Origin of the sequence: Delftia sp. WSY_16 (genome assembly GCF_043104415.1) — a bacterium.
GTDB classification, from domain to species: domain Bacteria; phylum Pseudomonadota; class Gammaproteobacteria; order Burkholderiales; family Burkholderiaceae_C; genus Comamonas; species Comamonas tsuruhatensis.
Genome location: NZ_JBICKS010000030.1, coordinates 22,408 through 43,880 on the forward strand (window position 1 = coordinate 22,408; position 21,473 = coordinate 43,880).

23 protein-coding genes are annotated in these 21,473 nt (G+C 68.0%); 18 read left to right on the forward strand and 5 right to left on the reverse strand.

Going from position 1 to position 21,473, the window contains the following annotated elements:
* Positions 1-115: 115 nt before the first annotated feature.
* Positions 116-718 (forward strand): TetR/AcrR family transcriptional regulator, encoded by a 603-nt coding sequence (locus tag ACF8O7_RS15550; protein ID WP_280047493.1) that lies wholly within the window; start codon positions 116-118, stop codon positions 716-718.
* A gap of 15 nt (positions 719-733) precedes the next feature.
* On the opposite strand, the gene ACF8O7_RS15555 is transcribed toward ACF8O7_RS15550, so the two are convergent.
* From ACF8O7_RS15555 to ACF8O7_RS15565, 3 genes are all read right to left on the reverse strand, one after another.
* Positions 734-1,960, reverse strand: coding sequence for a M20 aminoacylase family protein (locus ACF8O7_RS15555; RefSeq protein WP_209799934.1), 1,227 nt, complete (start codon positions 1,958-1,960; stop codon positions 734-736).
* A 134-nt stretch (positions 1,961-2,094) separates the two neighbouring features.
* A complete protein-coding gene (locus ACF8O7_RS15560) occupies positions 2,095-3,243 on the reverse strand; it encodes a porin (RefSeq protein WP_016448721.1) in 1,149 nt (382 codons plus the stop codon).
* A 182-nt stretch (positions 3,244-3,425) separates the two neighbouring features.
* Positions 3,426-4,481, reverse strand: a complete 1,056-nt coding sequence (locus tag ACF8O7_RS15565) for a porin (RefSeq protein WP_016448722.1) — start codon at positions 4,479-4,481, stop codon at positions 3,426-3,428.
* 331 nt (positions 4,482-4,812) lie between these two features.
* On the opposite strand from ACF8O7_RS15565, the gene coq7 reads away from it, so the two are divergent.
* Positions 4,813-5,430, forward strand: coding sequence for a 2-polyprenyl-3-methyl-6-methoxy-1,4-benzoquinone monooxygenase (gene coq7 / locus ACF8O7_RS15570; protein ID WP_126310975.1), 618 nt, complete (start codon positions 4,813-4,815; stop codon positions 5,428-5,430).
* Positions 5,431-5,548: 118 nt separating this feature from the next.
* Here the strand turns inward: coq7 and ACF8O7_RS15575 are convergent, their stop codons facing one another.
* Complete coding sequence (locus ACF8O7_RS15575) at positions 5,549-6,001, reverse strand: OsmC family protein (protein WP_126310976.1); 453 nt, start codon at positions 5,999-6,001, stop codon at positions 5,549-5,551.
* Between the two features lie 366 nt (positions 6,002-6,367).
* Here ACF8O7_RS15575 and ilvA point away from each other — a divergent pair, with 366 nt between their 5' ends.
* The 3 genes from ilvA to ACF8O7_RS15590 are packed head-to-tail and all read left to right on the forward strand — an operon-like array spanning position 6,368 to position 9,354.
* A complete protein-coding gene (gene ilvA, locus ACF8O7_RS15580; RefSeq protein WP_016448725.1) occupies positions 6,368-7,921 on the forward strand; it encodes a threonine ammonia-lyase, biosynthetic in 1,554 nt (517 codons plus the stop codon).
* Positions 7,922-7,951: 30 nt separating this feature from the next.
* Positions 7,952-8,764: an adenosylcobinamide-GDP ribazoletransferase gene (locus ACF8O7_RS15585; RefSeq protein ID WP_126310977.1), complete on the forward strand. Its 813-nt coding sequence runs from the start codon at positions 7,952-7,954 to the stop codon at positions 8,762-8,764.
* Positions 8,761-9,354 carry a histidine phosphatase family protein gene (locus tag ACF8O7_RS15590; RefSeq protein WP_046988624.1) on the forward strand — a complete coding sequence of 198 codons (594 nt, stop codon included), beginning with the start codon at positions 8,761-8,763 and terminating at the stop codon, positions 9,352-9,354. Before ACF8O7_RS15585 ends, ACF8O7_RS15590 begins: the two co-directional genes overlap by 4 nt.
* Positions 9,355-9,360: 6 nt before the next feature.
* Here the strand turns inward: ACF8O7_RS15590 and ACF8O7_RS15595 are convergent, their stop codons facing one another.
* Positions 9,361-9,834: a type II secretion system protein N gene (locus ACF8O7_RS15595; RefSeq protein ID WP_016448728.1), complete on the reverse strand. Its 474-nt coding sequence runs from the start codon at positions 9,832-9,834 to the stop codon at positions 9,361-9,363.
* Positions 9,835-9,856: 22 nt separating this feature from the next.
* Here ACF8O7_RS15595 and gspG point away from each other — a divergent pair, with 22 nt between their 5' ends.
* The 13 genes from gspG (at position 9,857) to ACF8O7_RS15660 (ending at position 21,461) form a co-directional block, all read left to right on the forward strand.
* Positions 9,857-10,333 carry a type II secretion system major pseudopilin GspG gene (gene gspG, locus ACF8O7_RS15600; RefSeq protein ID WP_016448729.1) on the forward strand — a complete coding sequence of 159 codons (477 nt, stop codon included), beginning with the start codon at positions 9,857-9,859 and terminating at the stop codon, positions 10,331-10,333.
* Positions 10,334-10,415: 82 nt separating this feature from the next.
* Positions 10,416-10,871 (forward strand): GspH/FimT family pseudopilin, encoded by a 456-nt coding sequence (locus ACF8O7_RS15605; RefSeq protein WP_034364466.1) that lies wholly within the window; start codon positions 10,416-10,418, stop codon positions 10,869-10,871.
* Positions 10,868-11,266, forward strand: a complete 399-nt coding sequence (gene gspI / locus ACF8O7_RS15610; RefSeq protein WP_016448731.1) for a type II secretion system minor pseudopilin GspI — start codon at positions 10,868-10,870, stop codon at positions 11,264-11,266. The genes ACF8O7_RS15605 and gspI overlap by 4 nt, the downstream gene beginning before the upstream one ends.
* Complete coding sequence (locus ACF8O7_RS15615) at positions 11,267-11,974, forward strand: prepilin-type N-terminal cleavage/methylation domain-containing protein (protein WP_043790035.1); 708 nt, start codon at positions 11,267-11,269, stop codon at positions 11,972-11,974.
* The gene (gene gspK, locus ACF8O7_RS15620) at positions 11,971-12,948 is read left to right on the forward strand and encodes a type II secretion system minor pseudopilin GspK (protein WP_034364464.1); all 978 of its coding nucleotides are present in this window, start codon (positions 11,971-11,973) and stop codon (positions 12,946-12,948) included. The genes ACF8O7_RS15615 and gspK overlap by 4 nt, the downstream gene beginning before the upstream one ends.
* Before the next feature lie 45 nt (positions 12,949-12,993).
* Positions 12,994-14,238, forward strand: a complete 1,245-nt coding sequence (gene gspL / locus ACF8O7_RS15625) for a type II secretion system protein GspL (protein ID WP_392443754.1) — start codon at positions 12,994-12,996, stop codon at positions 14,236-14,238.
* Positions 14,235-14,777, forward strand: a complete 543-nt coding sequence (gene gspM, locus ACF8O7_RS15630) for a type II secretion system protein GspM (protein WP_016448735.1) — start codon at positions 14,235-14,237, stop codon at positions 14,775-14,777. Before gspL ends, gspM begins: the two co-directional genes overlap by 4 nt.
* Before the next feature lie 2 nt (positions 14,778-14,779).
* Positions 14,780-15,583, forward strand: a complete 804-nt coding sequence (gene gspN / locus ACF8O7_RS15635; protein WP_016450868.1) for a type II secretion system protein N — start codon at positions 14,780-14,782, stop codon at positions 15,581-15,583.
* Positions 15,584-15,586: 3 nt separating this feature from the next.
* Positions 15,587-17,956: a type II secretion system secretin GspD gene (gene gspD / locus ACF8O7_RS15640; protein ID WP_126310979.1), complete on the forward strand. Its 2,370-nt coding sequence runs from the start codon at positions 15,587-15,589 to the stop codon at positions 17,954-17,956.
* A gap of 14 nt (positions 17,957-17,970) precedes the next feature.
* Positions 17,971-19,332, forward strand: coding sequence for a GspE/PulE family protein (locus ACF8O7_RS15645; protein ID WP_016448738.1), 1,362 nt, complete (start codon positions 17,971-17,973; stop codon positions 19,330-19,332).
* A gap of 63 nt (positions 19,333-19,395) precedes the next feature.
* Entirely contained in the window at positions 19,396-19,680 is a 285-nt protein-coding gene (locus tag ACF8O7_RS15650) for a hypothetical protein (RefSeq protein WP_223275171.1), read from the forward strand.
* An 85-nt stretch (positions 19,681-19,765) separates the two neighbouring features.
* On the forward strand, positions 19,766-20,767 hold the full coding sequence (locus ACF8O7_RS15655) for an LLM class flavin-dependent oxidoreductase (RefSeq protein WP_016448739.1): 1,002 nt from the start codon (positions 19,766-19,768) through the stop codon (positions 20,765-20,767).
* A 4-nt stretch (positions 20,768-20,771) separates the two neighbouring features.
* A complete protein-coding gene (locus ACF8O7_RS15660; RefSeq protein ID WP_016448740.1) occupies positions 20,772-21,461 on the forward strand; it encodes a YafY family protein in 690 nt (229 codons plus the stop codon).
* Positions 21,462-21,473 lie beyond the last annotated feature (12 nt).

Sequence of the window (21,473 nt, forward strand, 5' to 3'; positions counted from 1 at the left end):
TAGAGTGCACAGCCCCTGCCGCAGATGGTGAGCATTGCCTGCAGGGACGGACTTATGATGATGGCCGTCATCATAAACGCATTTTGATGACAACCATAATCATTGGACAGTGCACATGAAAGTCACGAAAGCCCAGGCCGCGCAGAACCGGCAGGACATCCTCGAAGCCGCTGCGCGGCTGTACCGCGAGCACGGGCTGGACGGCGTCGGCGTGGCCGAGGTGACGCGCGGCGCGGGACTCACCCACGGCGGGCTCTATCGCCACTTCGAATCCAAGGACGCGCTGGTGCGCGAAGCCTGCGCACGCGCCTTCGACTGGCCCATCGCGCCGCTGGACGGCCTGCAGGGTGAACAGGCCGGCAGCCTTGCCGCGCGCGTGCAGTCCTATCTGTCGCCGCAGCACCGCGACAGCCCCGGCGAGGGCTGCCCCGCTGCGGCGCTGGCCGTGGACGTGGCTCGGGCAGGTGGTGATCTTTCAGCGGTGTTCGCCGAAGGGGTGGAACGCAACATCGGCAGGTTTGCGCGCGTGATCGGCACACTTGGCGACGATCAGGCACCCGATGCCGCACAGCGCGCCCAGGCCATGGCCATGCTCAGCAGCATGGTGGGCGCCCTGGTCCTGGCACGTGCCACGGTCGCCGCCAATCCAGCCTTGTCCGACGAGATCCTGGAAACGGTAAAGGCCCACCTTCTTGCGACCGAGGGACAGCCCCGCTGACCGGCTCCGCCTGCGCTATACGTCCTGCGAAGGCAGCGGCATGGCCTGCTCGATCAGGCTGGCGTGCAGGGCAGCGCCCAGCGGCAGCACCTCGTCGTTGAAGTCATACCGGCTGCTGTGCAGCGGCACCCCGGGCTGGGCGCCCGTGGATTGCCCCAGACGCAGGTAGGCGCCGGGTTTGTGCTGCAGCATGAAGGAAAAATCCTCCGCGCCCATGCTGGGCTCCAGCTGCCGGTCCAGGTTCTCCACGCCCACCAGCGCCTGGGCCACGTCGGCCGCAAAGGCGGCCTCCGTGGGGGAATTGATGGTGGCGGGATAGATGCGCTCGTAGTTGACCTTGGCCGTGGCACCCAGCCCCAGCGCCACCGCGCTGCACAACTCCTGCAGTCGCTGCTCGACACGGTCCTGCACGGCGGGATCGAAGGTCCGCACGGTTCCCACCAGCGTTGCCGTGCCCGGCATCACGCTGAAGGCGCCCAGGTCCCCGGCCTGCACGGCGCACAGGCTGATGACGGCACTGTCGATGGCGCGCACATTGCGCGAGACGATGCTCTGCACGGCCGTGGTGATGTGCGCGGCCGCCAGCACCACGTCCACCGTCTGGTAGGGATGGGCGCCGTGGCCGCCGCGCCCCGTGATCTCGATGGTGATGCGGTCGGCCGCCGCCATCATCGCGCCCATGTTGATACCGACGGTGCCGGCGCGCATGGCGGGCCAGTTGTGCATGGCGTACACGGACTGCATGGGAAAGCGGTCGAAAAGCCCGTCATTGATCATGGCCCGCGCGCCGCCCCGTCCTTCCTCGGCAGGCTGAAAGACCAGCACGGCCGAGCCGTCGAAACGCCGTGTCGCAGCCAGGTAGCGGGCGGCGCCCACCAGCATGGCCGTATGGCCGTCATGCCCGCAGCCGTGCATCAGCCCCTGCTTGCCCGATCTCCAGGGAAATTCGTTGTGCTCGACCATGGGCAGTGCATCCATGTCGGCACGCAGGCCCACCATCGCTCCCGAGCTATGCCCCTGGCCACGGATCACGGCCACCAGGCCCGTGGTGCCCAGGCCTTCGTGGATCTCGTCCACGCCGCATTGCCGCAAGGCCTCCTTGACGCGCGCAGCCGTGAAGCGCTCCTCGAACCCCAGCTCAGGATGCGCATGCAGCTCGCGGCGCAGCGCCGTCAGCTCGGGGTGGTACTGAGCGATCTGGGCAAAGACCCGACCGCCTGCCTTGTATCGAGTGGCTTCCATCGCCTTGGTTCTTTCGCTTCATTGGCCTGCGCATTACCTTAACGCAGGAAATCGCGCCCGCCCACCGTCAGCCCATCGACAGGAAACAAAAAGGCCTCCCGAAGGAGGCCATCCGTTGCGCAAACGCCGCGCGCTCAGAAGCGATGGCGCAGGCCGACGGTGAAGCCCGTGCGCTTGGTGGCGCCATTGGCGTCGAGCATCACGCCCGAGCCGCCACTGGTCTTGGTGTGGTCCAGGGCCACATAAGCATCCGTACGCTTGGAGAAGGCGTAGTCGAGCACCGCCACCAGGAAGTCTGCCTTGCCATTGAAATTGCCCGTGCCCGAGCCCGACTGCTTGGCATGGTAGTAATGCGCGCCCACATTGATCTGGGGCGTGATCTGGTAGCCGAAGCCCATCTTGTACATCTGGCGCTTGTTGGCGTCGCCGGCCACGAAGCCGCCGTTGGACGAACCCGTCCAGAAGGAGTTGAGGATGGCCTGGTCGAATCCACCGCCTGCGGTTGCCGCCGGGAATGCGTCCTTGCGCTTGTTCAGGCCGTAGCCCAGGTTGACGTACCAGGGACCCACGCGGTAGGAGCCGCCCAGGGTATAGGCATCGACCTTGGTGCCGGCCGGCAGCGTCGTGCCCAGGTAGCCGGCGCCTGCGGAAATGCCGCTTTGCGAGTAGCGCAGATAGCCGCCAGCCGTCTTGATGGCGCCACCGGGCACCACGCCAGTGCCGACCTTGTCGAAGGTGTTGTTCTCGTCGAACGAATACTGCAATGCGCCGCGCACGGGGCCGAACTCGGCCAGGTACTTGACCATGTTGCTGGCGCGCGCGCCCATGGACATGCCGATTTCAGGCTTGTAGGCCTCCATGTACGGCGAATACGGGAAGGAGGCATAGGTGGACGTCACCAGGTCGAACAGCATGTTGTACTGGCGACCCAGGGTGATCTGGCCGAAGCTCTTGCTGCGCAGGCCCACCCAGGATTGCTGGAAGTAGCTTGCCGCAGCCTGCTCGCCGGTGTCGGTGAGGAAACGGGCTTCCAGGTTGGCAATGGCTGCCAGACCGCCGCCCAGGTCCTCGGTGATGTTGATGCCCCAGCGGCTTTGCGACATGCCGCCGCCGATCATCTGGGTCTTGCCGCTCTTGGTCGGGCCTTCATTGGTGGTGTGGCGCACGCCGGCATCGACGATGCCGTACAGCTGTACGCTGCTTTGCTGGGCGAATGCTGCCAAGGGTGCCGTTGCTGCCAACACCGCCAGTGCCACGCTCTTTTTCACGAATGAAGAATTCATTGTGTTGTCTCTCTCTTGTTAACGATTGGTTGGTGGAAATTTCATTCTAGAAACGCTTTTCCCGCCTCGTCACCGTTGGCACAAGCACAACACAGGTCTTTCCCTAGCACAAAACAAAAGAGCCAGTCCGAAGACTGGCTCTTTTTTGCTTCAAATGGCAACTGGCTTACGCCAGCCGTTCATTAGAAAGCGTGGCGGATACCGACTTGCACGCCAGTCTGGCTTTCGCCAGCTTGCACGCCACCAGCGTACACGCCCTTGGCTTGCAGGCCCAGGGTCGAAGCATCCTTGTTCTTCAGGAATGCCAGGTTGCCGTACAGAGAGGTGCGCTTGGACAGGTTGTGCACGTAGCCCAGAGTGATCTGGTGAGCCTTGGAGTCGATGGCCTTCTGGTCGTACAGAGCGTACTGCAGCTTGACTTCGCCCACGCCGCCCACGGGAGCCGAAGCGCCCAGCATGTAGGAGTTGGTCTTGATGTCGCCGCCGATGTCGCGCTTGAACTTGGTCTGTTGCAGCAGGCCGCTCAGCTTGGCAACGCCGAAGTTGTACGAAGCACCCAGGGTGATTTCGTCACGGTCGGTAGCCAGGCCGCCAACGGCAGTCTTTTGCTGGGCAACGCCCAGGCTGGCGCTCAGGGGGCCGTTGTCGTATGCAACGTAACCGCCGATGTAACGGCCGACGCTGTCAGCAGTACCGATGGTTTGCTTTTCGTCGAAAGCGTAGCCAAAGCCGGCGTTGAAACCGCCGAAGTTGGGGGTGTAGTACGAGATCAGGTTGTTAGCGCGGATGCCGTTGTCGTCGGCGCCTTGGCCAGCAGCCCAGTTACGGAAGCCCATGAACTGGCCGATACCGGTGGCGCTGAACAGGTCGTAGGAGGTCAGCTTTTGGAAGGTCGGAACTTGGTCACGGCCCAGGCGCACTTCACCGAAGTTGCCCGACAGGCTCACGGTGGAACGACGCTTGAAGTTGAAGCCGCTGGCGTTGCCATCGTCACCGAAGATTTCGCCTTCCAGCCAGAAGCCAGCCTTCAGACCACCACCCAGGTCTTCCGTGCCGCGCAGGCCCAGACGGCTCGTGGAAGCGCCGCTGGTGCCCAGACCATAACGGCTGTCGCCAGCTGCGTCCTTGTTCACGTAGGCAACGTTGGTGTCCACGATACCGAACAGGGTCACGGAGGATTGAGCCATTGCGGCGCCGGAAGCAGCCAGCACTGCCAGGGCAATCAGAGATTTTTTCATTACGAGTTACTCCAAGGTTTAGAAGGGCGCCGGTCGTGAGGAAGAGAGGCTTGGCCTGAGGCTCCACCGGTTTCCCGCGCCAACCTCCTGGTGGGGAAGTTAGGGCCTATTGCACCAGACCGCCGCTGCCCATGCAAAGAAATTCACCCACAAACGGGCTTGAACCCCCGTTTTTCGTTGCACTGCCGCAACAAACCTGCAGACCAACACAATCAGGCCCAACCCGAACATCGCGCCGGCCTTGTTGCGCTTGCACAAAGAGAGGGCATGTCGTCCTGGTGTACCGTTCAGACCCTGAATTTGCCAAGATTTTCCGCTCTAGGGACCGCCCATGGACAAGATACTGACTGCCGCCGATGCGGCGCTTCGCACCCTGTTTGCACAGCCTTCCGCGGCCGAGCGCTCTCCCGCCACCGGCATCGCGGAGGGTGAGCTGACCGAGGCACAGCGCCGCCTGTCGGGCGCCTTGATGCGCGTCAATCATGTCGGAGAGGTCTGCGCCCAGGCGCTGTACAACGCCCAGGCCATGGTGACGCGCGACATGGTGCTGCGCAAGCATCTGCTGGAGGCGGCCCGCGAGGAAACCGATCACCTGGCATGGACCCGCGACCGGCTCAACGCCCTGGGCGACCGGCCCAGCCTGCTGAACCCGCTGTGGTTCGCCGGGGCATTCGCCATCGGCGTGGTGGCCGCCAAGATCAGTGACGCCGCCAGCCTGGGCTTCGTGGTGGAGACCGAGGAGCAGGTTTCCGCCCACCTGGAATCCCATCTGGGCCGTCTGCCCGAGGAGGACCGCCCTTCGCTGGCCGTGGTGGCCCGCATGAAGGACGATGAGGAGCGCCATGCCGCCGCTGCGCGCGAAGCCGGCGCGCTGGAGCTGCCGCCGCCCGCCCGCGCCCTGATGCGCCTGGCCGCCAAGGTCATGACGACGACCGCTCACCGCATCTGAGATCCGAAGCTTCTGAAACGACGGGAGCTGCATCCAGCCAAAAAAGAAGCGGGCCCGGCCCGCTTTCTTCATTCTTGGCGAGTCCCCGCCGAGGCACGGACCCAAGCCCCCAGACACATCAGGCCTCGACGATGTCGAACCCCGTGGTGATCTCGGCCGTCTTGCCCAGCATGATGGTGGCCGAGCAGTATTTGTCGTGGCTCATGGCAATGGCCCGCTCCACCGCGCCCGCTGGCAGGCCGGTGCCGCTGACGGTGAACTGCATGTGGATCTTGGTGAACACCTTGGGGTCGTTGTCCGCGCGCTCCGAAGTGAGCTTGACGCTGCAGCCTTTGACCGCGTGCCTGCCGCGCTTGAGGATCAGCACCACGTCGTAGGCCGTGCAGCCGCCTGCGCCTGCCAGCAGCATTTCCATGGGGCGGGGTGCCTGGTTCTGGCCTCCATTGGCAGGATTGGCCGCATCCGGCGCCCCGTCCATATTGACCACATGGCCGCTGCCCGTTTCCGCCACGAAGCCCATGCCCGAGCGCATGCCGGTCGTGCCGCCTGTCCAACTCACTGTGCATTCCATTGTTGCGTCCTCAAAAAACTGTTGCTATTTTGCATCAACTACACAAAAACCCTGATTTTGTTGCAACGCAGCACCTGCCGTGCATACAATGCACCCAAGCGTTATCTGAAGGGTTAACCCGGACACCCCTCCAGATGGACTGCAGATTGTGAACCAACTTCACCCTGCATCGCACCAGTTGTCTCCTCCACCTCCTCTATTGGTGGATTCAGCCCCCGGCTTTACAGCCTGGGGCTTTTTTTTGCCTTCGTCGTCCCTGGCCCAGCCTGGACGCTGCACTGCAGCATGAGTCACAAGCGCCTATGATGGCCGCCTGACACCGACAGGCCGCCTCCCGGCCTGCTGCTCTCCAGCCTTTCGCCGACGATGAACCACCCCCTGACCCCTGCCGACTACCTGACCAAGATCCTTACCGCGCGCGTGTACGACGTGGCCGTGGAGTCGGACCTGGAGCCCGCCAAGGCGCTGAGCCGCCGCCTGCACAACAAGGTGCTGCTCAAGCGCGAGGACCAGCAGCCGGTGTTCAGTTTCAAGCTGCGAGGCGCCTACAACAAGATGGCACACCTGTCCGCCGAGCAGCTGGAAAAGGGCGTGATCTGCGCCTCGGCCGGCAACCATGCGCAAGGCGTGGCGCTGGGCGCACGCAAGCTCGGTTGCCGCGCCGTGATCGTGATGCCCACCACCACGCCGCAGGTCAAGATCGATGCGGTACAGGCGCTGGGCGGCGAGGTGGAACTGGCCGGGGAAAGCTATTCCGACGCCTACAAGCACGCCGTCAAGCTGCAAAAGGAAAAGGGCCTGACCTTTGTGCACCCCTTCGACGATCCCTATGTGATCGCCGGCCAGGGCACGATTGCCATGGAAATGCTGAGCCAGCTGCAAAAGCTGGGCAGCCCGCGCCTGGATGCCGTATTTGTCGCCATTGGCGGCGGCGGCCTGATCTCGGGCGTGGCCAACTACATCAAGGCCGTGCGCCCCGACGTGAAGGTGATCGGCGTGCACACCAAGGATTCGGACGCCATGCTGCAGTCCGTGCGCGCCGGCCACCGCGTGGAGCTGGCCGATGTGGGCCTGTTCGCCGACGGCACGGCCGTCAAGCTGGTGGGCGAGGAGACCTTCCGCATCGCCCAGGGCCTGGTGGACGACTACGTGGTGGTCGATACCGATGCCGTCTGCGCCGCGATCAAGGACATCTTCGTGGACACGCGCTCCATCGTCGAGCCGTCCGGCGCCCTGGCCGTGGCGGCGATCAAGCAGTACGTCGCGAAGAACAAGACTAGGGGCGAGACCTATGCCGCCATCCTGTGCGGCGCCAACATGAACTTTGACCGGCTGCGCTTCGTGGCCGAGCGTGCCGAGGTGGGCGAGGAGCGCGAGGCGCTTTTTGCCGTGACCATCCCCGAGGAACGCGGCAGCTTCAAGCGCTTTTGCGAAGTCGTGGGCAAGCTGCCTGGCGGCCCGCGCAACGTGACCGAGTTCAACTACCGCATCAGCCACGAGAACAAGGCCCATGTCTTCGTGGGCCTGACCACGGCAGCGCGCGGCGAGTCCGAGAAGATCGCCAGGAACTTCGAGAAGCAGGGCTTCGAGGCGCTGGACCTGACCTTCGACGACATGGCCAAGGAGCATCTGCGCCACATGGTCGGCGGCCATTCGCCGCTGGCGCAGGAAGAGCGCCTGCTGCGCTTCGTCTTCCCCGAGCGCCCCGGCGCACTGTTCAAGTTCCTCAGCCTGATGGCGCCGACCTGGAACATCTCGCTGTTCCATTACCGCAACCAGGGCGCGGACTACGGCCGCATCCTGGTCGGCATGCAGGTGCCCGCCAAGGATGGCAAGAAATTCGACGCCTTCCTGAGCAATCTTGGCTACCCCTGGGTCGAGGAAACCGCCAACCCGGCCTACCAGCTTTTCCTCAAGTGACGGACCTGGCGGGCCGGCACTGACACGCCCATGCAGCCGCTTCGCCACTTTGTCCTGGCCGTCCAGTTCTTCAGCCGCATCCCGGTCACGGGGCGGCTGGCCGCCTGGGCTGGCTGGAGCCCCCAGTTGCAGCACGCCAGCGTTGCCCATCTGCCGGGCGTCGGCTGGCTGGTGGGCGCATGGGGCGCAGCGTGCCTGGCGGCAACGGGCTGGCTGCTGGCGCCTAGCCCCTGGATGCCGCTGGTTGCCGCCGTTCTCTCCACCGTGGCCACGCTGTGGCTGACCGGGGGACTGCATGAAGACGGATTGGCCGATGTGGCCGACGGCCTGGGCGGCTTTGTCCCGCCCGAGCGCGCGCTGGAAATCATGAAGGATTCGCGCCTGGGAGCCTACGGCGCCATGGCGCTGGTGATGGCGCTGCTGGCCAGGATCTCCCTGGTCGCGCTGCTGGTCGACATTCGCGTGCAATGGGCTGCCTTGCTGCTGTGCAGCATCCATGTGCTGTCGCGCATGGCGCCGCTGGCCCTCATGCAATGCCTTCCCTATGTGGGCCAGGCCACCCACTCCAAGGCCTTGCACGCCGCGGGTCGGCCATTGGCTGCCAGGGGCCTGGTCGCGGCAATCCTCTGGTGCCTGCCCGCCCTGGCGCTGTCGGCGTGGCTGGCGGGCCTGCCGCTCGTCATCGGCCTGGTACTGCCCGGCGCCCTGGTCACGGCGGCCATGGTGCGCTGGCTGCGCCGTCGCCTGGGCGGCATGACGGGCGATTGCCTGGGCGCCGCCCAGCAGGTCTGTGAACTGGCCATGCTGCTGGGCGCCGCCGCTGTGCTGATGCGCATGCAATGAACGCTCTCCCAACGCCGCACCTTTGGCTGGTACGCCATGCCCGCCCCCTGGTGGAGCCCGGCATCTGCTATGGCCGGCTCGACATGGAGGCCGACGCCCAGGCCACGGCCGATGCGGCGCAGGCCCTGCACCTCGCCCTGCCTGCGGATTGCCTGCTGGCGCATTCGCCACTGCGCCGATGCCATCAATTGGCACAGGCCCTGCAGGCACTGCGGCCCGGCCTGGCATCGGCGGCGGACAGCCGCCTGCTGGAGATGGACTTCGGCGAGTGGGAAGGCCAGCCATGGGATGCGCTGGACCGCAGCGCCATCGATGCCTGGGCGGCAGACCTTGCCGGGCACGCGCCGGGCCGGGGAGAGTCCCTGGCCGCCATGCTGCGCAGGGTGGATGAGGCCTTGCAGCAGGCGAGCAGGGGCTCGGTGGGCGATGGCGCCGCACGCGGCATCGTCTGGATCACCCATGCCGGTGTGGCACGCTGCGTGCAATGGCTGATGCGTGAAGGCAACGCCCTGCCTCAGGCGGCCCAGTGGACGCTGCCGGCGCCTGACTTTGGCGGCTGGCTGGTATTGGAACTGCAGCCGCCGCACTGACCGGACTCAGCGCTTGTCGGGCAGGGACAGCTGCAGCGTGATGGAGGCGGGGCCATCGACGCTGGGGCCCAGGCGCGCCTCGCGGCCCGAGACCGACTGCAGCACCACGCCCTCTTCCACGGCACGCCCCACGCGAAACGGCTTGGCCGGCTGGTTGCCCACGGCGATGACCGCCGCGCCGCCGCCGCTGTCGCGACCGGCCAGCACACCCACCAGCGCATAGCGCGAGACCACAGGCGCCGCGACCGGCACAGCAACACCCTGAGCAGCGGCCACGCCCCCCAGGGCCTGCGCCAGCGCGGGCGCATCGACCTGCAGTGCCTCGGGGGGAGCCGGTGGCACGGGCGCCCCCGCGCCGCCATTGCCCAGGCGCATGGCCCAGAAAGCCACGATGCCGGCCGCCAGCAGCCAGAGCACGAATGTGGCCGCCTTGACGTGCCAGGTCCGGGCCTGGCCCCGGTTCAATGAAAGTGTCACCATCGCGCGATTATGATGGAGCGATATGTCCAATTTGCTGCACCGTTCCATGACCAGCCTTCCCCGCCGTCCGCTGCCTGCCCTGCGCACCGCCGTCCAGCGCGGCTTCACGCTGATCGAGCTGATGGTGGTCCTGGTCATCATCGGCGTGCTGGCGGCCCTGATCGTGCCCAACGTGCTGGACCGCGCCGACGATGCCCGCGTCACGGCTGCACGCACCGACATCACCAACATCTCCCAGGCGCTCAAGCTCTACCGCCTCGACAACCAGCGCTATCCCACGGCCGAGCAGGGCCTGCAGGCGCTGATCATCCGTCCCACGAGCGGACCGCTGCCCAACAACTGGAAGCCCTATCTGGAAAAGCTGCCCAACGATCCCTGGGGCCGCCCGTACCAGTACCTGAATCCGGGCATCAAGGGCCCCATCGACATCATGTCCTTCGGTGCCGACGGCCAGGCCGGCGGAGAGGGCAAGGATGCCGACATCGGCAGCTGGCAGTAAGTCGATGGCCCGGGCGATGGCCCGCAAGCGCCGCGCTGCACCGCACCACAGGCCCGCACTCCCGGCGGGCCTGCCTGCTCTCATGCCCCGCCAGACGGTTGCGCCCACCCTGACCATTCCTTCGCGCGGCTTCACCCTGCTGGAACTGCTGGTGGTCATCAGCATCATGGCGATTGCCGCTGCCGGCGCAAGCCTGTCTCTGCGCGACAGCGGGCAGGCCCAGCTGGAACGCGAGGCCGAGCGCCTGGCCGCACTGCTGGAATCGGCCCGCGCACAGGCACGAGCCAACGGCGTGCCCGTGCGCTGGCGGCCCATGCCGCAGGGCTTTCGCTTCGAGGGCCTGCCGGCCAGCGCGCAATTGCCTTCGCAATGGCTGCAGCCCGGGGTACAGGCACAGCCGGCGACGCCGCTGATCCTCGGCCCCGAGCCACTGATTCCTCCCCAGTCCGTCACGCTGACGCTGCGCGACTCCAACAGCCCGCCGCTGCGCGTGGCCACGGATGGACTGCGGCCCTTTGCCGTGCAATCCCTGCCATGACAGGCATCCACGGACCACGCCGCAGGCACGGCGCGCCAAGGCGCCTGCCGCACGGCTTCACGCTGATCGAGGTCCTGGTGGCCCTGGGCATCGTGGGCATTGCCCTGATGGCAGGCCTGCAGGCCACATCGGCCCTGACTCGCAATGCCGAGCGCCAGTCCGAGGTGCTGCTGGCCCAGCTGTGCGCGCAAAACGAGCTGGTGCGCCTGCGCCTGTCGCGCCAGATGCCGCCCGTGGGCGACAACAGCTTCACTTGCGAGCAGGGCAGCCGGCAGCTGCAGGTCCAGCTCAGCGTGCGCCCGACGCCCAACCCCAGCTTCCGCCGCGTGGATGCCCTGGTCGTCACGGCCGAGCATCCGGTGCTGCGGGTATCGACCATCGTGGGCCGCTTCTAGATGCGTTTGCGCCCTTTCTCCCGCGCGCAAGGCTTCACCCTGGTGGAGCTGATGGTGGCCATCGCCGTCATGGCCCTGCTGGCCCTGGTGAGCTGGCGCGGACTGGACAGCATGGTGCGCTCGCAGGAGACCATTCGCGCGCGCAACGAGCAGCAGATCGTGCTGCAGACCGTGATCGCCCAGTGGAATGCCGACCTCGAAGCACTGATGCCGCTGGAGCACGCCCAGGTCATCGACTGGGATGGCCAGGTGCTGCGCATGACCCGCAAGAGCAGTGCCGCCGTGGACGATGGCGCCGTGGTCGTGGCCTGGGCCCGCCGCCAGACAGCCGGACGCGACCAGTGGCTGCGCTGGCAGTCGCCACCGCTGCGCACGCGCGCCCAGTGGCGCGAGGCCTGGAACCAGGGGGCGCAATGGGGACGCAATCCTTCGGACGACCAGCGCCGCCGCGAAACCGTGCTGCTGCCCCTGGACCAGTGGCGCCTGTACTACTACCGTGACAACGCCTGGAGCAACCCGCAGTCCAGCGGCTCGGACAACGGCACGGGCACGCCCAATCCACCATCCGGCGGCACCAACAGCAGCGCACAGCTGCCCGCGATTCCTGACGGCATACGCGTCGAACTGACCCTGCCGCCCGACAGCGCCGTCCCCGGCCGCGTCACCATGGACTGGGTCAACCCCCTGCGATCCAACAGCCGATCATGATGCGCGCACCCCGCACCCTGCCCGTCCGCCGCCGCCCTCGCGGCGTGGCCCTGCTGGCCGCCATGCTCACGGTCACGCTGGTCGCCACCTTTGCCGCCACCGCGCTGTGGCAGCAGTGGCGCAGCGTGGAGGTCGAGACCGCCGAGCGCAACCGCATGCAGGCCGCCTGGATTTTGCTGGGTGCGCTGGACTGGTCGCGCGTGGTGCTGGCCGAGGATGCGCGCACCAGCCTGCAGGTGGACCACCTGGCCGAACCCTGGGCCGTGCCGCTGCAGGAGGCGCGCCTGTCCACCTTCCTGGCGGCGCAGAACAACGTCAGCCAGGTCGATGACGGCATGGCCGACATGCAGGACGCCTTTCTCTCGGGCCAGATCATCGACCTGCAGTCGCGCCTGAACCTGCGCAACCTGCTGGGCGCGCCCGACAAGCCCGAAACCCTGCGCCCGCTGGCACGCCTGCTGGAACGCCTGAACCTGCCGCCCGCCTATGCCGCCCAGATCGTCCAGGCCCTGCGCGCAGCGGCCACCGCCGGCGAGGGCGCGCAGTTCCTGATGCCGCGCACGCTGAGCCAGCTCGGCTGGCTGGGATTGCCGCCCGAGGTCGTCTCGCGCCTGGAGCCCTACATCACCCTGCTGCCCGAGAACACGCCCGTCAACCTCAACACCGCCAGCGCCGAAGTCATCTGGGCCAGCGTGGAGGACCTGACCTGGTCCCAGGCCAGCCAGCTGGTGCAGCTGCGCGCATCGCGCCCGCTGCGCAGCCTGGCCGATGCCTCCAACGCGCTGGGCCTGCCGCAGAAATTCGAGGGACAGAACCTGTCGGTCGCCACCAGCTTCTTCGAGGCGCGTGGCCGCATGCGCCTGGGCGAGATCGTGGCCAGCGAACGCTCCATGTTGCGGCGCAACAACATGACAGTCACTACCATCTGGCGCGAGAGGGGGGACTGGGGATTGCCCGAAGCTCCCGCGCCGTGACAGATGCCTGTCACACTCGGCCCCCTACAATGCCCGCTTCCGTCCATGAGCACCTTGATTCTTCATCTGCCTGCGGGCCCCGCTGGCGAATACGCCTACGCACTCAGCAGCGACGGCCCGCGCGCCGACCGGCATGGCCACGCCGCAGCAGGCCTGCTGCCCGATCCTGGCCGCACCGGCCAGACGGTTGCCGTGGTGCCGCACCAGGCCTTGTCCTGGCATCTGGTCAGCCTCCCCCATGGCGTGCCTACGGGGAGCCGGCGTGGACATGTGCGCCTGCGTGCCGTGCTCGACGGGCTGCTGGAAGAGCGCCTGCTCGACGACCCCTCCCAACTGCATCTGGCGCTGCAGCCTCAGGCACGCGCGGGCGAGCCCTGCTGGGTTGCCGCCTGCGACAAGGCCTGGCTCCATGCCCATCTGCAGGCCCTGGAGTCCGCAGGCCGGCCCGTGGGCCGCATCGTGCCCGAATGCCCGCCACAGTCCACGCCCCAGCTGTGGGCCGTGGGCACGCCTGAATCGGCTTGGCTGCTGGCCACCGGCCTGAGCACGGCCCCGCAAGGCATGGAATCGCTGGCCTGCCTGCCGCTGCGCACCGACAGTGCCGACCCCGCCATGCTGGCCGCCCTGCTGCAGGCCCTGCCCCCCGACACCCCGATCCAGGCGGACCCGGCGCTGGCCCGCGCCGCCGAGGCCCTGCAGCGCCCCGTCAGCCTGCTGACGGACGCCCAGCGCGGCCTGGCGGCCCGCGCACAAAACTGGGACCTGGCCCAGTTCGACCTCGACCTGGGCGGCGGCAGCCGCACCCGCCGGCGCATGCTCGACGGCTGGCAGAGCTTTCTGCGCGCGCCGCAATGGAAGGCCGCGCGCTGGGGTGCCGCGCTCACACTGCTGGCCCAGGTGGTGGGCCTCAATGCCTGGGCCTGGACCGAAAACCGCGCCATCGCGGCCAAGCAGGTCCAGGTGCGCTCCACGCTGGCCACCAGCTTTCCGCGCGTTCCCGTCATCGTCGATGCGCCCGTTCAAATGCAGCGCGAAGTCGCCACGCTGCGCCAGAGCGCCGGCGCGCTGACGCAGGGCGACCTGGAACCCCTGCTGGCCGCCGCATCCCGGGCCCTGCCTGCCGGCCAGTTGCCGCAGGCCATGGACTACCAGGACCGTCAGCTGCGCCTCAAGGGCGTCTCGCTGGAGGCCGAGGCACTGGAGCAGGCACAACAACATCTGGCCGGCAGCGGCCTGCGACTGCAGCGCGACGGTGCCGACCTGCTGCTTGCCAAGGAGGCCCGGCCATGAACATGCGCGCATCCCGCCAAAGCCTGGCCCCACTGCGCGCGCGCTGGAATGCCCTGGCGCCGCGTGAACAGAACATGACGCTGCTGGCCGGTGGTGTGGTGGCACTGGCCCTGCTGTGGTGGCTGGCCCTGGCCCCCGCCCTGCACAGCCTGCGCACCGCGCCCGAACGCCATGCCCAGGCAGACCGCCAGTTGCGCCAGATGCAGCTGCTGCAGGCCGAGGCCGAGCAGCTGCGCAGCAACGCACGCCCCGTGGTCGGCGATGCCAAGGCGCTGCTGCAAAGCTCGCTGTCCGCCGAACTGGGCGCCTCCGCCCAATTGAACTGGATGGGCGACCGCGCACAGATCACGCTCAAGGCCGCGCCCGCCGCCGCGCTGGCGCGCTGGCTGGCCCAGGTCCGCAGCAACACGCACGCCGTTCCCGCCGAGATGAAGCTGGCCCGCAGTGCTTCTGCAAGCGCCGCAGGCGCTGCCGATGCCGTGCGCTGGGATGGCAGCCTGGTGCTGGACCTGCCTGTCGATCCGTCGCGGGCACCTTGAGCATGCGCCGCCAGCCCCGCTCCCAGCCTGTCCTGCGCTCACCGCGCGGCTGGGCGCTGGCAGGCGCCCTGTGCGGCCTGGTGGCCACCACCGTCGTCTGGGCACCCGCCGCCTGGCTGGCACGCGGCGTGGATTCCGCCACACAGGGCCAGGTACTGCTGCTGCAACCGCGCGGCACGCTGTGGAACGGCTCGGCCTCCCTGGCCTTCACCGGAGGCGCCGGCAGCCGCGACCGCACGGCCCTGCCCACGCGGCTGGAATGGACGCTGCGCCCGCGCCTGGACGGTGCCCGCATTCAGCTGCGCAGCGAATGCTGCACACCCACGCCCGTGGTGCTGGACCTGCTGCCGCGCTGGCAGGGCCTGAGCGCCGTGGTGCACGACAGCGACACGCGCTGGCCCGCCTCGCTGCTGTCCGGCCTGGGCACGCCCTGGAACACGGTGGACCTGCAAGGCCAGCTGCGGCTGGCCACGCAGGCCCTGCAACTGCAATTGCTGTGGCAATCGGGGCGCTGGCGCAGCGACGGCAGCACGCGGCTGGAGGCGCTGGCCGTATCCTCGCGGCTGTCCCCTCTGCGCCCGCTGGGCAGCTACCGGCTCGACATCCTCGGGGGCGACAGTCCGCAGCTGCAGCTCAGTACCCTGACCGGCGACCTGCGCCTGAGCGGCCAGGGCCAATGGGTAGGCCAGCGGCTGCACTTCCAGGGCGAGGCCTCGGCCAGCCCCGAGCGCGAAACCGCGCTGTCCAACTTGCTCAACATTCTGGGACGGCGCCAGGGGCCCCGGTCCATCATTTCCTTTGGTTGATCCATGACTCAGCAGCACACGACCCCGTTCTGGCGCAACACCCTGCACACGCTGGCCGTCAGCGCCATGCTGGCCTGCACCGCTGGCACCGCCCAGGCCCAGCAGACCAATGCACCGGCAGGCGCCACGCCCAGCCTGCGTCCGGGCGAGCCTGTGACGCTGAATTTCTCGGGTGCAGACATCGAGGCCGTCTCGCGTGCCATCGGCGCCATCACCAACCGCAACGTGGTGGTCGACCCCCGCGTCAAGGGCCAGATCACGCTGCTGACCGACAAGCCCGTGCCGCCCGCCACCGCCTACCAGCAGTTCCTGGCCGCGTTGCGCCTGCAGGGCTTCACCATCGTCGAATCGGCCGGCCTGTACAAGGTCATCCCCGAGGCCGACGCCAAGCTGCAGGCCAGCGAAGTGGCCGTGGGCGCGAGCCGCAGCAGCGCGGGCAGCCAGATCGTCACCCAGATCTTCAAGCTCAACTACGAGAACGCGGCCAACCTGGTGCCCGTGCTGCGCCCCCTGATCAGCCCCAACAACACCATCAACGTCAACCCGGGCAACAACTCGCTGGTCATCACCGACTACGCAGACAACCTGCAGCGCATCTCGCGCATCGTGGCGACCATGGACGTATCCAACGCCACCGATGTCGAAATCATCCCGCTGCGCCATGCCGTGGCCACCGACATGGTGGCCCTGGTCTCGCGCCTGATCGAAGGCGGCACGGCCAGCCCCGGCGGCCTCACGGTGACCGCAGGCGGCGCCAATATTCCGGGCCAGAGCGACAACGCCTTCAAGACCTCGCTGATGGCCGAGCCGCGCAGCAACTCCATCGTGCTGCGCGCGGCCAACCCGGCACGCCTGGCCCAGGTGCGCTCGCTGATCGCGCGGCTGGACCAGCCCGCCATGAACGGCGGCGGCGACCAGGGCAACATCCACGTGGTCTATCTCAAGAACGCCGACGCCGTGGCGCTGGCCGCCACCTTGCGCGCCGCCATCGGCGCCCAGGCCACGGCCGCCGGCACGGCCAGCGGCCAGCCCGGTGCGGGCGGCACCCTGCCGCAGGGCGGCGGCATGTCCTCCATCCCCACCTCGCAGCCCGTGGTCTCGCGCGACTCCAGCGGCACGGCATCCATGGGCATGGGCTCGTCCTCGGGCCTGGGCAGCGGCGGCGGGGGCGGCGCGCTGGGCGTGGCCCAGCAGCCCTCCACGGGCGGCATGATCCAGGCCGATCCTTCGACCAACTCGCTGATCATCACGGCACCGCCGCCCGTCTACCGCCAACTGCGCGCCGTGATCGACAAGCTCGACGGCCGCCGCGCCCAGGTGCTGATCGAAAGCCTGATCGTCGAAATCAAGGACAACCGGCTGGCCCAGTTCGGCATCCAGTGGCAGGCCATGCTCAGCAACAACGGCCGCGTGATCGGCACCCTGGGCACGAACTCCAATGTGGCGGGCGCCAACATCCTGAACCTGCTCGGCCTGGTCAAGGATGGAGGCCTCGACGGCAGCGCCATTACGGGAGACACGTTGTCCAGCCTGAGAGGCACCAACCTCGGCTTCACGCAGCGCGTCAACGGCAAGGACACGCTGGGCTTTCTGGCCAACTTCCTGCAAAACAGCGGTGACGCCAACATCCTGTCCACGCCCAACCTGATGACGCTGGACAACGAGGAGGCGCGCATCATCGTGGGCCAGAACGTGCCCATGGTCACGGGCTCGTACGCCAGCAACTCCACGGGCGGCACGGTCAACCCCTTCACCACCGTGGAGCGCAAGGACGTGGGCCTGATGCTGCGCGTGCGCCCGCAGATCAACGAGAACGGCACGGTGAAGCTGGCCGTGTTCCAGGAAGTCTCCTCGGTGGACGAGTCCACGCGCAAGGACACCAACGGCCTGACCACCAACAAGCGCTCCATCGAGTCCAACGTGCTGGTCGAGGACGGCAACATCGTCGTGCTCGGCGGCCTGATCGACGACAACTACTCCCAGGCCGAGGACCGGGTGCCTCTGCTGGGCGACATTCCCGTCGTGGGCAACCTGTTCCGCAACACCAACCGCAAGCGCAACAAGACCAACCTGATGGTCTTCCTGCGCCCCGTGGTGATGCGCGATGCGACTGCGACCAACCAGGTCTCTTCCGAGCGCTACGAAGCCATCCGCGCGCAGCAACAGAGCCTGCAGCCCGAGCCCAGCGCCCTGCTGCGCTCGGTCAATGCCGCGCCCGTGCTGCCCACGCTGACGCCGCAGCCGGACCCCGGCTCGTTCACCAACCCGGCCGCCATCGTCAACGTGCCGGGCGCCAGGCCCGAGCTGATCGACTTCACCCAGCCGCAGCCCGCCGCGCCCGCCCCCGTGCCGGCCGCTCCCGGCGCGCTCTGAGGCAGGAAGGCCCCATGCGCTACCCCCTGCCCTATGCGTTTGCGCGCACCAGCCAGCTGCTGATCGAGGACGACGGCCACGAGCCCCTGCTCTGGCACGGCCCCTCGCCCGACTGGCAGGCCCTGTCCGAAGTCCAGCGCAGGCATGCGGTGCAGCGCTGGCAGATGCTGGACGCGGGCACGCTGGCCCACCGCATCAGCGCCGCCTACTCGCAGGGCGAGTCCAGCGCGGCCCTGGTGGTCAGCGAGGTCGAGTCCGACGCCGACCTCTCGCGCATGATGCAGGAGCTGCCTGCGGTCGAGGACCTGCTGGAGACGGCCGACGACGCGCCCATCATCCGCATGCTCAACGCCCTGCTCACGCAGGCTGCGCGCGACGGCGCCAGCGACATCCACATCGAGCCCTACGAGCGCCATTCCAGCGTGCGCTTTCGCGTGGACGGCGACCTGCGCGAAGTCGTGCAGCCCAACCGCGCACTGCATGCAGCGCTGATCTCGCGACTGAAGATCATGGCCGACCTGGACATCGCCGAAAAGCGCCTGCCCCAGGACGGCCGCATCAGCCTGCGCCTGGGCACGCGCGCCATCGACGTGCGCGTCTCCACCCTGCCCAGCGCCCACGGCGAGCGCGCCGTGCTGCGCCTGCTGGACAAGAGCGAGAGCAAGCTCAGCCTGGAGGCCGTGGGCATGCAGGGCGAGACGCTGAGGCGATTCACCCACCTGACGGCCCAGCCGCACGGCATCGTGCTGGTCACCGGCCCCACGGGCTCGGGCAAGACCACCACGCTGTATGCGGCACTGTCGCGCATGGACGCCAGCCACAGCAACATCATGACGGTGGAGGACCCCATCGAGTACGAGCTGGCCGGCGTGGGGCAGACCCAGGTCAACGCCAAGATCGACCTGACCTTCGCCAAGGCCCTGCGCGCCATCCTGCGCCAGGACCCGGATGTGATCATGATCGGCGAAATCCGCGACTTCGAGACCGCGCAGATCGCCATCCAGGCCTCGCTGACCGGCCACCTGGTGCTGGCCACGCTGCACACCAACGATGCCTCCAGCGCCGTCACGCGCCTGATCGACATGGGGGTGGAACCCTTCCTGCTGTCGTCCTCCCTGCTGGGTGTGCTGGCCCAGCGCCTGGTGCGCAAGATCGACACCACCGAGCCCAGCGGCTACCGGGGGCGCACCGGCATCTTCGAGATGCTGGTGGTGGACGACACCATCCGCGCGCAGATCCACCGCCAGGCCAGCGAGGCCGAGATCCGCGACACCGCGCTGGCCGCGGGCATGCGCCTGATGCGCGACGACGGCGAGCGCCTGGTGCGCGAGGGCATCACCACGCCCGAGGAAGTGCTGCGCGTCACGCGCGACTAGGCGCAGGCGGCCACGCCCGACCCTGCGCAGCACGGGGCATCCCTGTTTGCCACAATGGTCGGCATGTTGGAATCCCTACGCGCCTGGAGCGCTCCCTATGGCGGCGACCTGTTCCTGTGGGTCGCCACGCTGAGCCTGATCAGCTACATCGCCCTGTGGTGGTTCAAGTCACGGCTGTCCACCAGCCAGCTGCGCCGCGTCATCCGCCTGTCGGCGCTGGTGGCGCTGCCGCTGTCCTGGCTGGCCATCCAGCAGGGCGAGAACCATCTGGCGGCAGCCATCCTCCCCCTGGTCTGGTGCGTGGTGCTGGGCATCACCTGCGCGCGGGAAATGTCCAGAAGAAACTGAGTGCGCGAACGCGCACCAGGAATGCCCTGGCGCGGCAAGGCCCGCGCCGCCCCCACCCACCGTGAACTGGAAGTTGGAACCTGCCATGACATCATTCAATGAAGTCCGTCTGTCCATGCTCGACCTCGTGGCCGTGCGCGAAGGCGGCACCGTCGCCGAGGCCCTGGACATCGCGCTGGCCACGGCCCGCAAGGCCGAGGCACTGGGATTCGAGCGCTACTGGCTGGCCGAGCACCACAACATGCCCGGCATCGCCAGCTCGGCCACGGCCGTGCTGATCGGCCACATTGCAGGCGGCACCTCGAAGATCCGCGTGGGCTCGGGCGGCATCATGCTGCCCAACCATGCCCCGCTGGTGGTGGCCGAAGCCTTCGGCACGCTGGCCGAGCTGTACCCGGGCCGCATCGACCTGGGCCTGGGCCGTGCGCCCGGCACCGATGGCGCCACCATGCGCGCCCTGCGCCGTGACCGCGTCGAGACCGAGGAAGACTTCCCGCGCGACGTGATGGAGCTGCAACGCCTGCTGGCCCCGGCCACGCCGGATCAAAAGCTGGTGGCCACGCCGGGCGCGGGCACCAACGTGCCGATCTGGCTGCTGGGCTCCAGCCTGTTCTCGGCCCAGCTGGCCGCCCATCTGGGCCTGCCCTACGCCTTTGCCTCGCACTTCGCGCCGCGCATGCTCTACCAGGCCGTGCAGCTGTACCGCAGCCTGTTCAAGCCGTCGGCCCAACTGGCCAAGCCCTACGTGATCGTCGGCGCCCCCGTGATCGCCGCGCCCACCGATGACGAGGCCGAGTACCTGGCCAGCAGCACCTACCAGCGCGTGCTGGGCATCATCACGGGCCGGCGCGGACTGCTGCCGCGCCCCATCGAGAACTACGCGGCCCAGCTCGGCGAGCAGGAGCGCCGCGCCATCGGCGACTTCCTGGCCGTGGCCTCCATCGGCGGCCCGGACAAGGTGCGCACGCGCCTGCAGAAGCTGCAGGCCGACACCGAGGCCGACGAGCTGATCCTGGTCAGCGACGTGTATGACCGCGACCTGCGCCTGCGCTCGCTGGAGATCACGGCCGGCGTCATGGGCCGCTGAAGGCATGAGCCGCTCCGCCCGGCTGCTGCAGCTGATCGACCTGCTGCGCCGCGCGCGCCTGCCCCAGGCCGGTCCGGTGCTGGCCCGGCAGCTGGACGTGAGCCTGCGCACCCTGTACCGCGACATCGCCACCCTGCGCGAACAGGGTGCCGCGATTGCGGGCGACCCGGGCGTGGGCTACGAGATGCGGCCCGGCTTTCTGCTGCCGCCGCTGATGTTCACGCCCGATGAGCTGGAAGCCCTGCTGCTGGGCGCGCGCTGGGCCAGCCGCCAGGCCGACCCCGAGCTCGCCCAGGCCGCCACCGCCGCGCTGGACCGCATACGCAGCGCGCTGCCGCTGGAGCTGCGCATCGAGGTGGACACCAGCGGCCTGCTGGTGCCGCCCATCTGCCACGAATCCGTGACCGAGCCCTGGCAGACCGCGCTGCGCCTGGCGATACGGCGCCAGCACCGGGTGCTGCTGCACTACACGGATGAGAAGGGCCAGCCGACCGAGCGCCGGATCTGGCCTTTTGCCATGGCTTTCTTCGATCAGCGGCGCATTCTTGCGGCCTGGTGCGAACTGCGCCAGGACTTCCGCCATTTCCGCGCCGACCGCGTGCGCTCCGTCACCGATCTGCAGGAACGGTATCCCGACCACCGCAGCGGCCTGATCGAACGCTGGTCGCGGCAACTGGGCTACACGGTCCGCTGACACCACTGCTGA

Coding starts and splice junctions, on each gene's coding strand:
- ACF8O7_RS15555 (WP_209799934.1), bottom strand. CDS start 1,960: ATGGAAGCCACTCGATACAAGGCAGGCGGTCGGGTCTTTGCCCAGATC.
- ACF8O7_RS15550 (WP_280047493.1), top strand. CDS start 116: ATGAAAGTCACGAAAGCCCAGGCCGCGCAGAACCGGCAGGACATCCTC.
- gspM (WP_016448735.1), top strand. CDS start 14,235: ATGAACATGCGCGCATCCCGCCAAAGCCTGGCCCCACTGCGCGCGCGC.
- ACF8O7_RS15565 (WP_016448722.1), bottom strand. CDS start 4,481: ATGAAAAAATCTCTGATTGCCCTGGCAGTGCTGGCTGCTTCCGGCGCC.
- gspL (WP_392443754.1), top strand. CDS start 12,994: ATGAGCACCTTGATTCTTCATCTGCCTGCGGGCCCCGCTGGCGAATAC.
- gspI (WP_016448731.1), top strand. CDS start 10,868: ATGACAGGCATCCACGGACCACGCCGCAGGCACGGCGCGCCAAGGCGC.
- gspD (WP_126310979.1), top strand. CDS start 15,587: ATGACTCAGCAGCACACGACCCCGTTCTGGCGCAACACCCTGCACACG.
- ACF8O7_RS15575 (WP_126310976.1), bottom strand. CDS start 6,001: ATGGAATGCACAGTGAGTTGGACAGGCGGCACGACCGGCATGCGCTCG.
- ACF8O7_RS15590 (WP_046988624.1), top strand. CDS start 8,761: ATGAACGCTCTCCCAACGCCGCACCTTTGGCTGGTACGCCATGCCCGC.
- ACF8O7_RS15595 (WP_016448728.1), bottom strand. CDS start 9,834: ATGGTGACACTTTCATTGAACCGGGGCCAGGCCCGGACCTGGCACGTC.
- ilvA (WP_016448725.1), top strand. CDS start 6,368: ATGAACCACCCCCTGACCCCTGCCGACTACCTGACCAAGATCCTTACC.
- ACF8O7_RS15585 (WP_126310977.1), top strand. CDS start 7,952: ATGCAGCCGCTTCGCCACTTTGTCCTGGCCGTCCAGTTCTTCAGCCGC.
- coq7 (WP_126310975.1), top strand. CDS start 4,813: ATGGACAAGATACTGACTGCCGCCGATGCGGCGCTTCGCACCCTGTTT.
- ACF8O7_RS15645 (WP_016448738.1), top strand. CDS start 17,971: ATGCGCTACCCCCTGCCCTATGCGTTTGCGCGCACCAGCCAGCTGCTG.
- ACF8O7_RS15650 (WP_223275171.1), top strand. CDS start 19,396: ATGTTGGAATCCCTACGCGCCTGGAGCGCTCCCTATGGCGGCGACCTG.
- gspG (WP_016448729.1), top strand. CDS start 9,857: ATGTCCAATTTGCTGCACCGTTCCATGACCAGCCTTCCCCGCCGTCCG.
- gspK (WP_034364464.1), top strand. CDS start 11,971: ATGATGCGCGCACCCCGCACCCTGCCCGTCCGCCGCCGCCCTCGCGGC.
- ACF8O7_RS15655 (WP_016448739.1), top strand. CDS start 19,766: ATGACATCATTCAATGAAGTCCGTCTGTCCATGCTCGACCTCGTGGCC.
- ACF8O7_RS15605 (WP_034364466.1), top strand. CDS start 10,416: ATGCCCCGCCAGACGGTTGCGCCCACCCTGACCATTCCTTCGCGCGGC.
- ACF8O7_RS15560 (WP_016448721.1), bottom strand. CDS start 3,243: ATGAATTCTTCATTCGTGAAAAAGAGCGTGGCACTGGCGGTGTTGGCA.
- ACF8O7_RS15615 (WP_043790035.1), top strand. CDS start 11,267: ATGCGTTTGCGCCCTTTCTCCCGCGCGCAAGGCTTCACCCTGGTGGAG.
- gspN (WP_016450868.1), top strand. CDS start 14,780: ATGCGCCGCCAGCCCCGCTCCCAGCCTGTCCTGCGCTCACCGCGCGGC.
- ACF8O7_RS15660 (WP_016448740.1), top strand. CDS start 20,772: ATGAGCCGCTCCGCCCGGCTGCTGCAGCTGATCGACCTGCTGCGCCGC.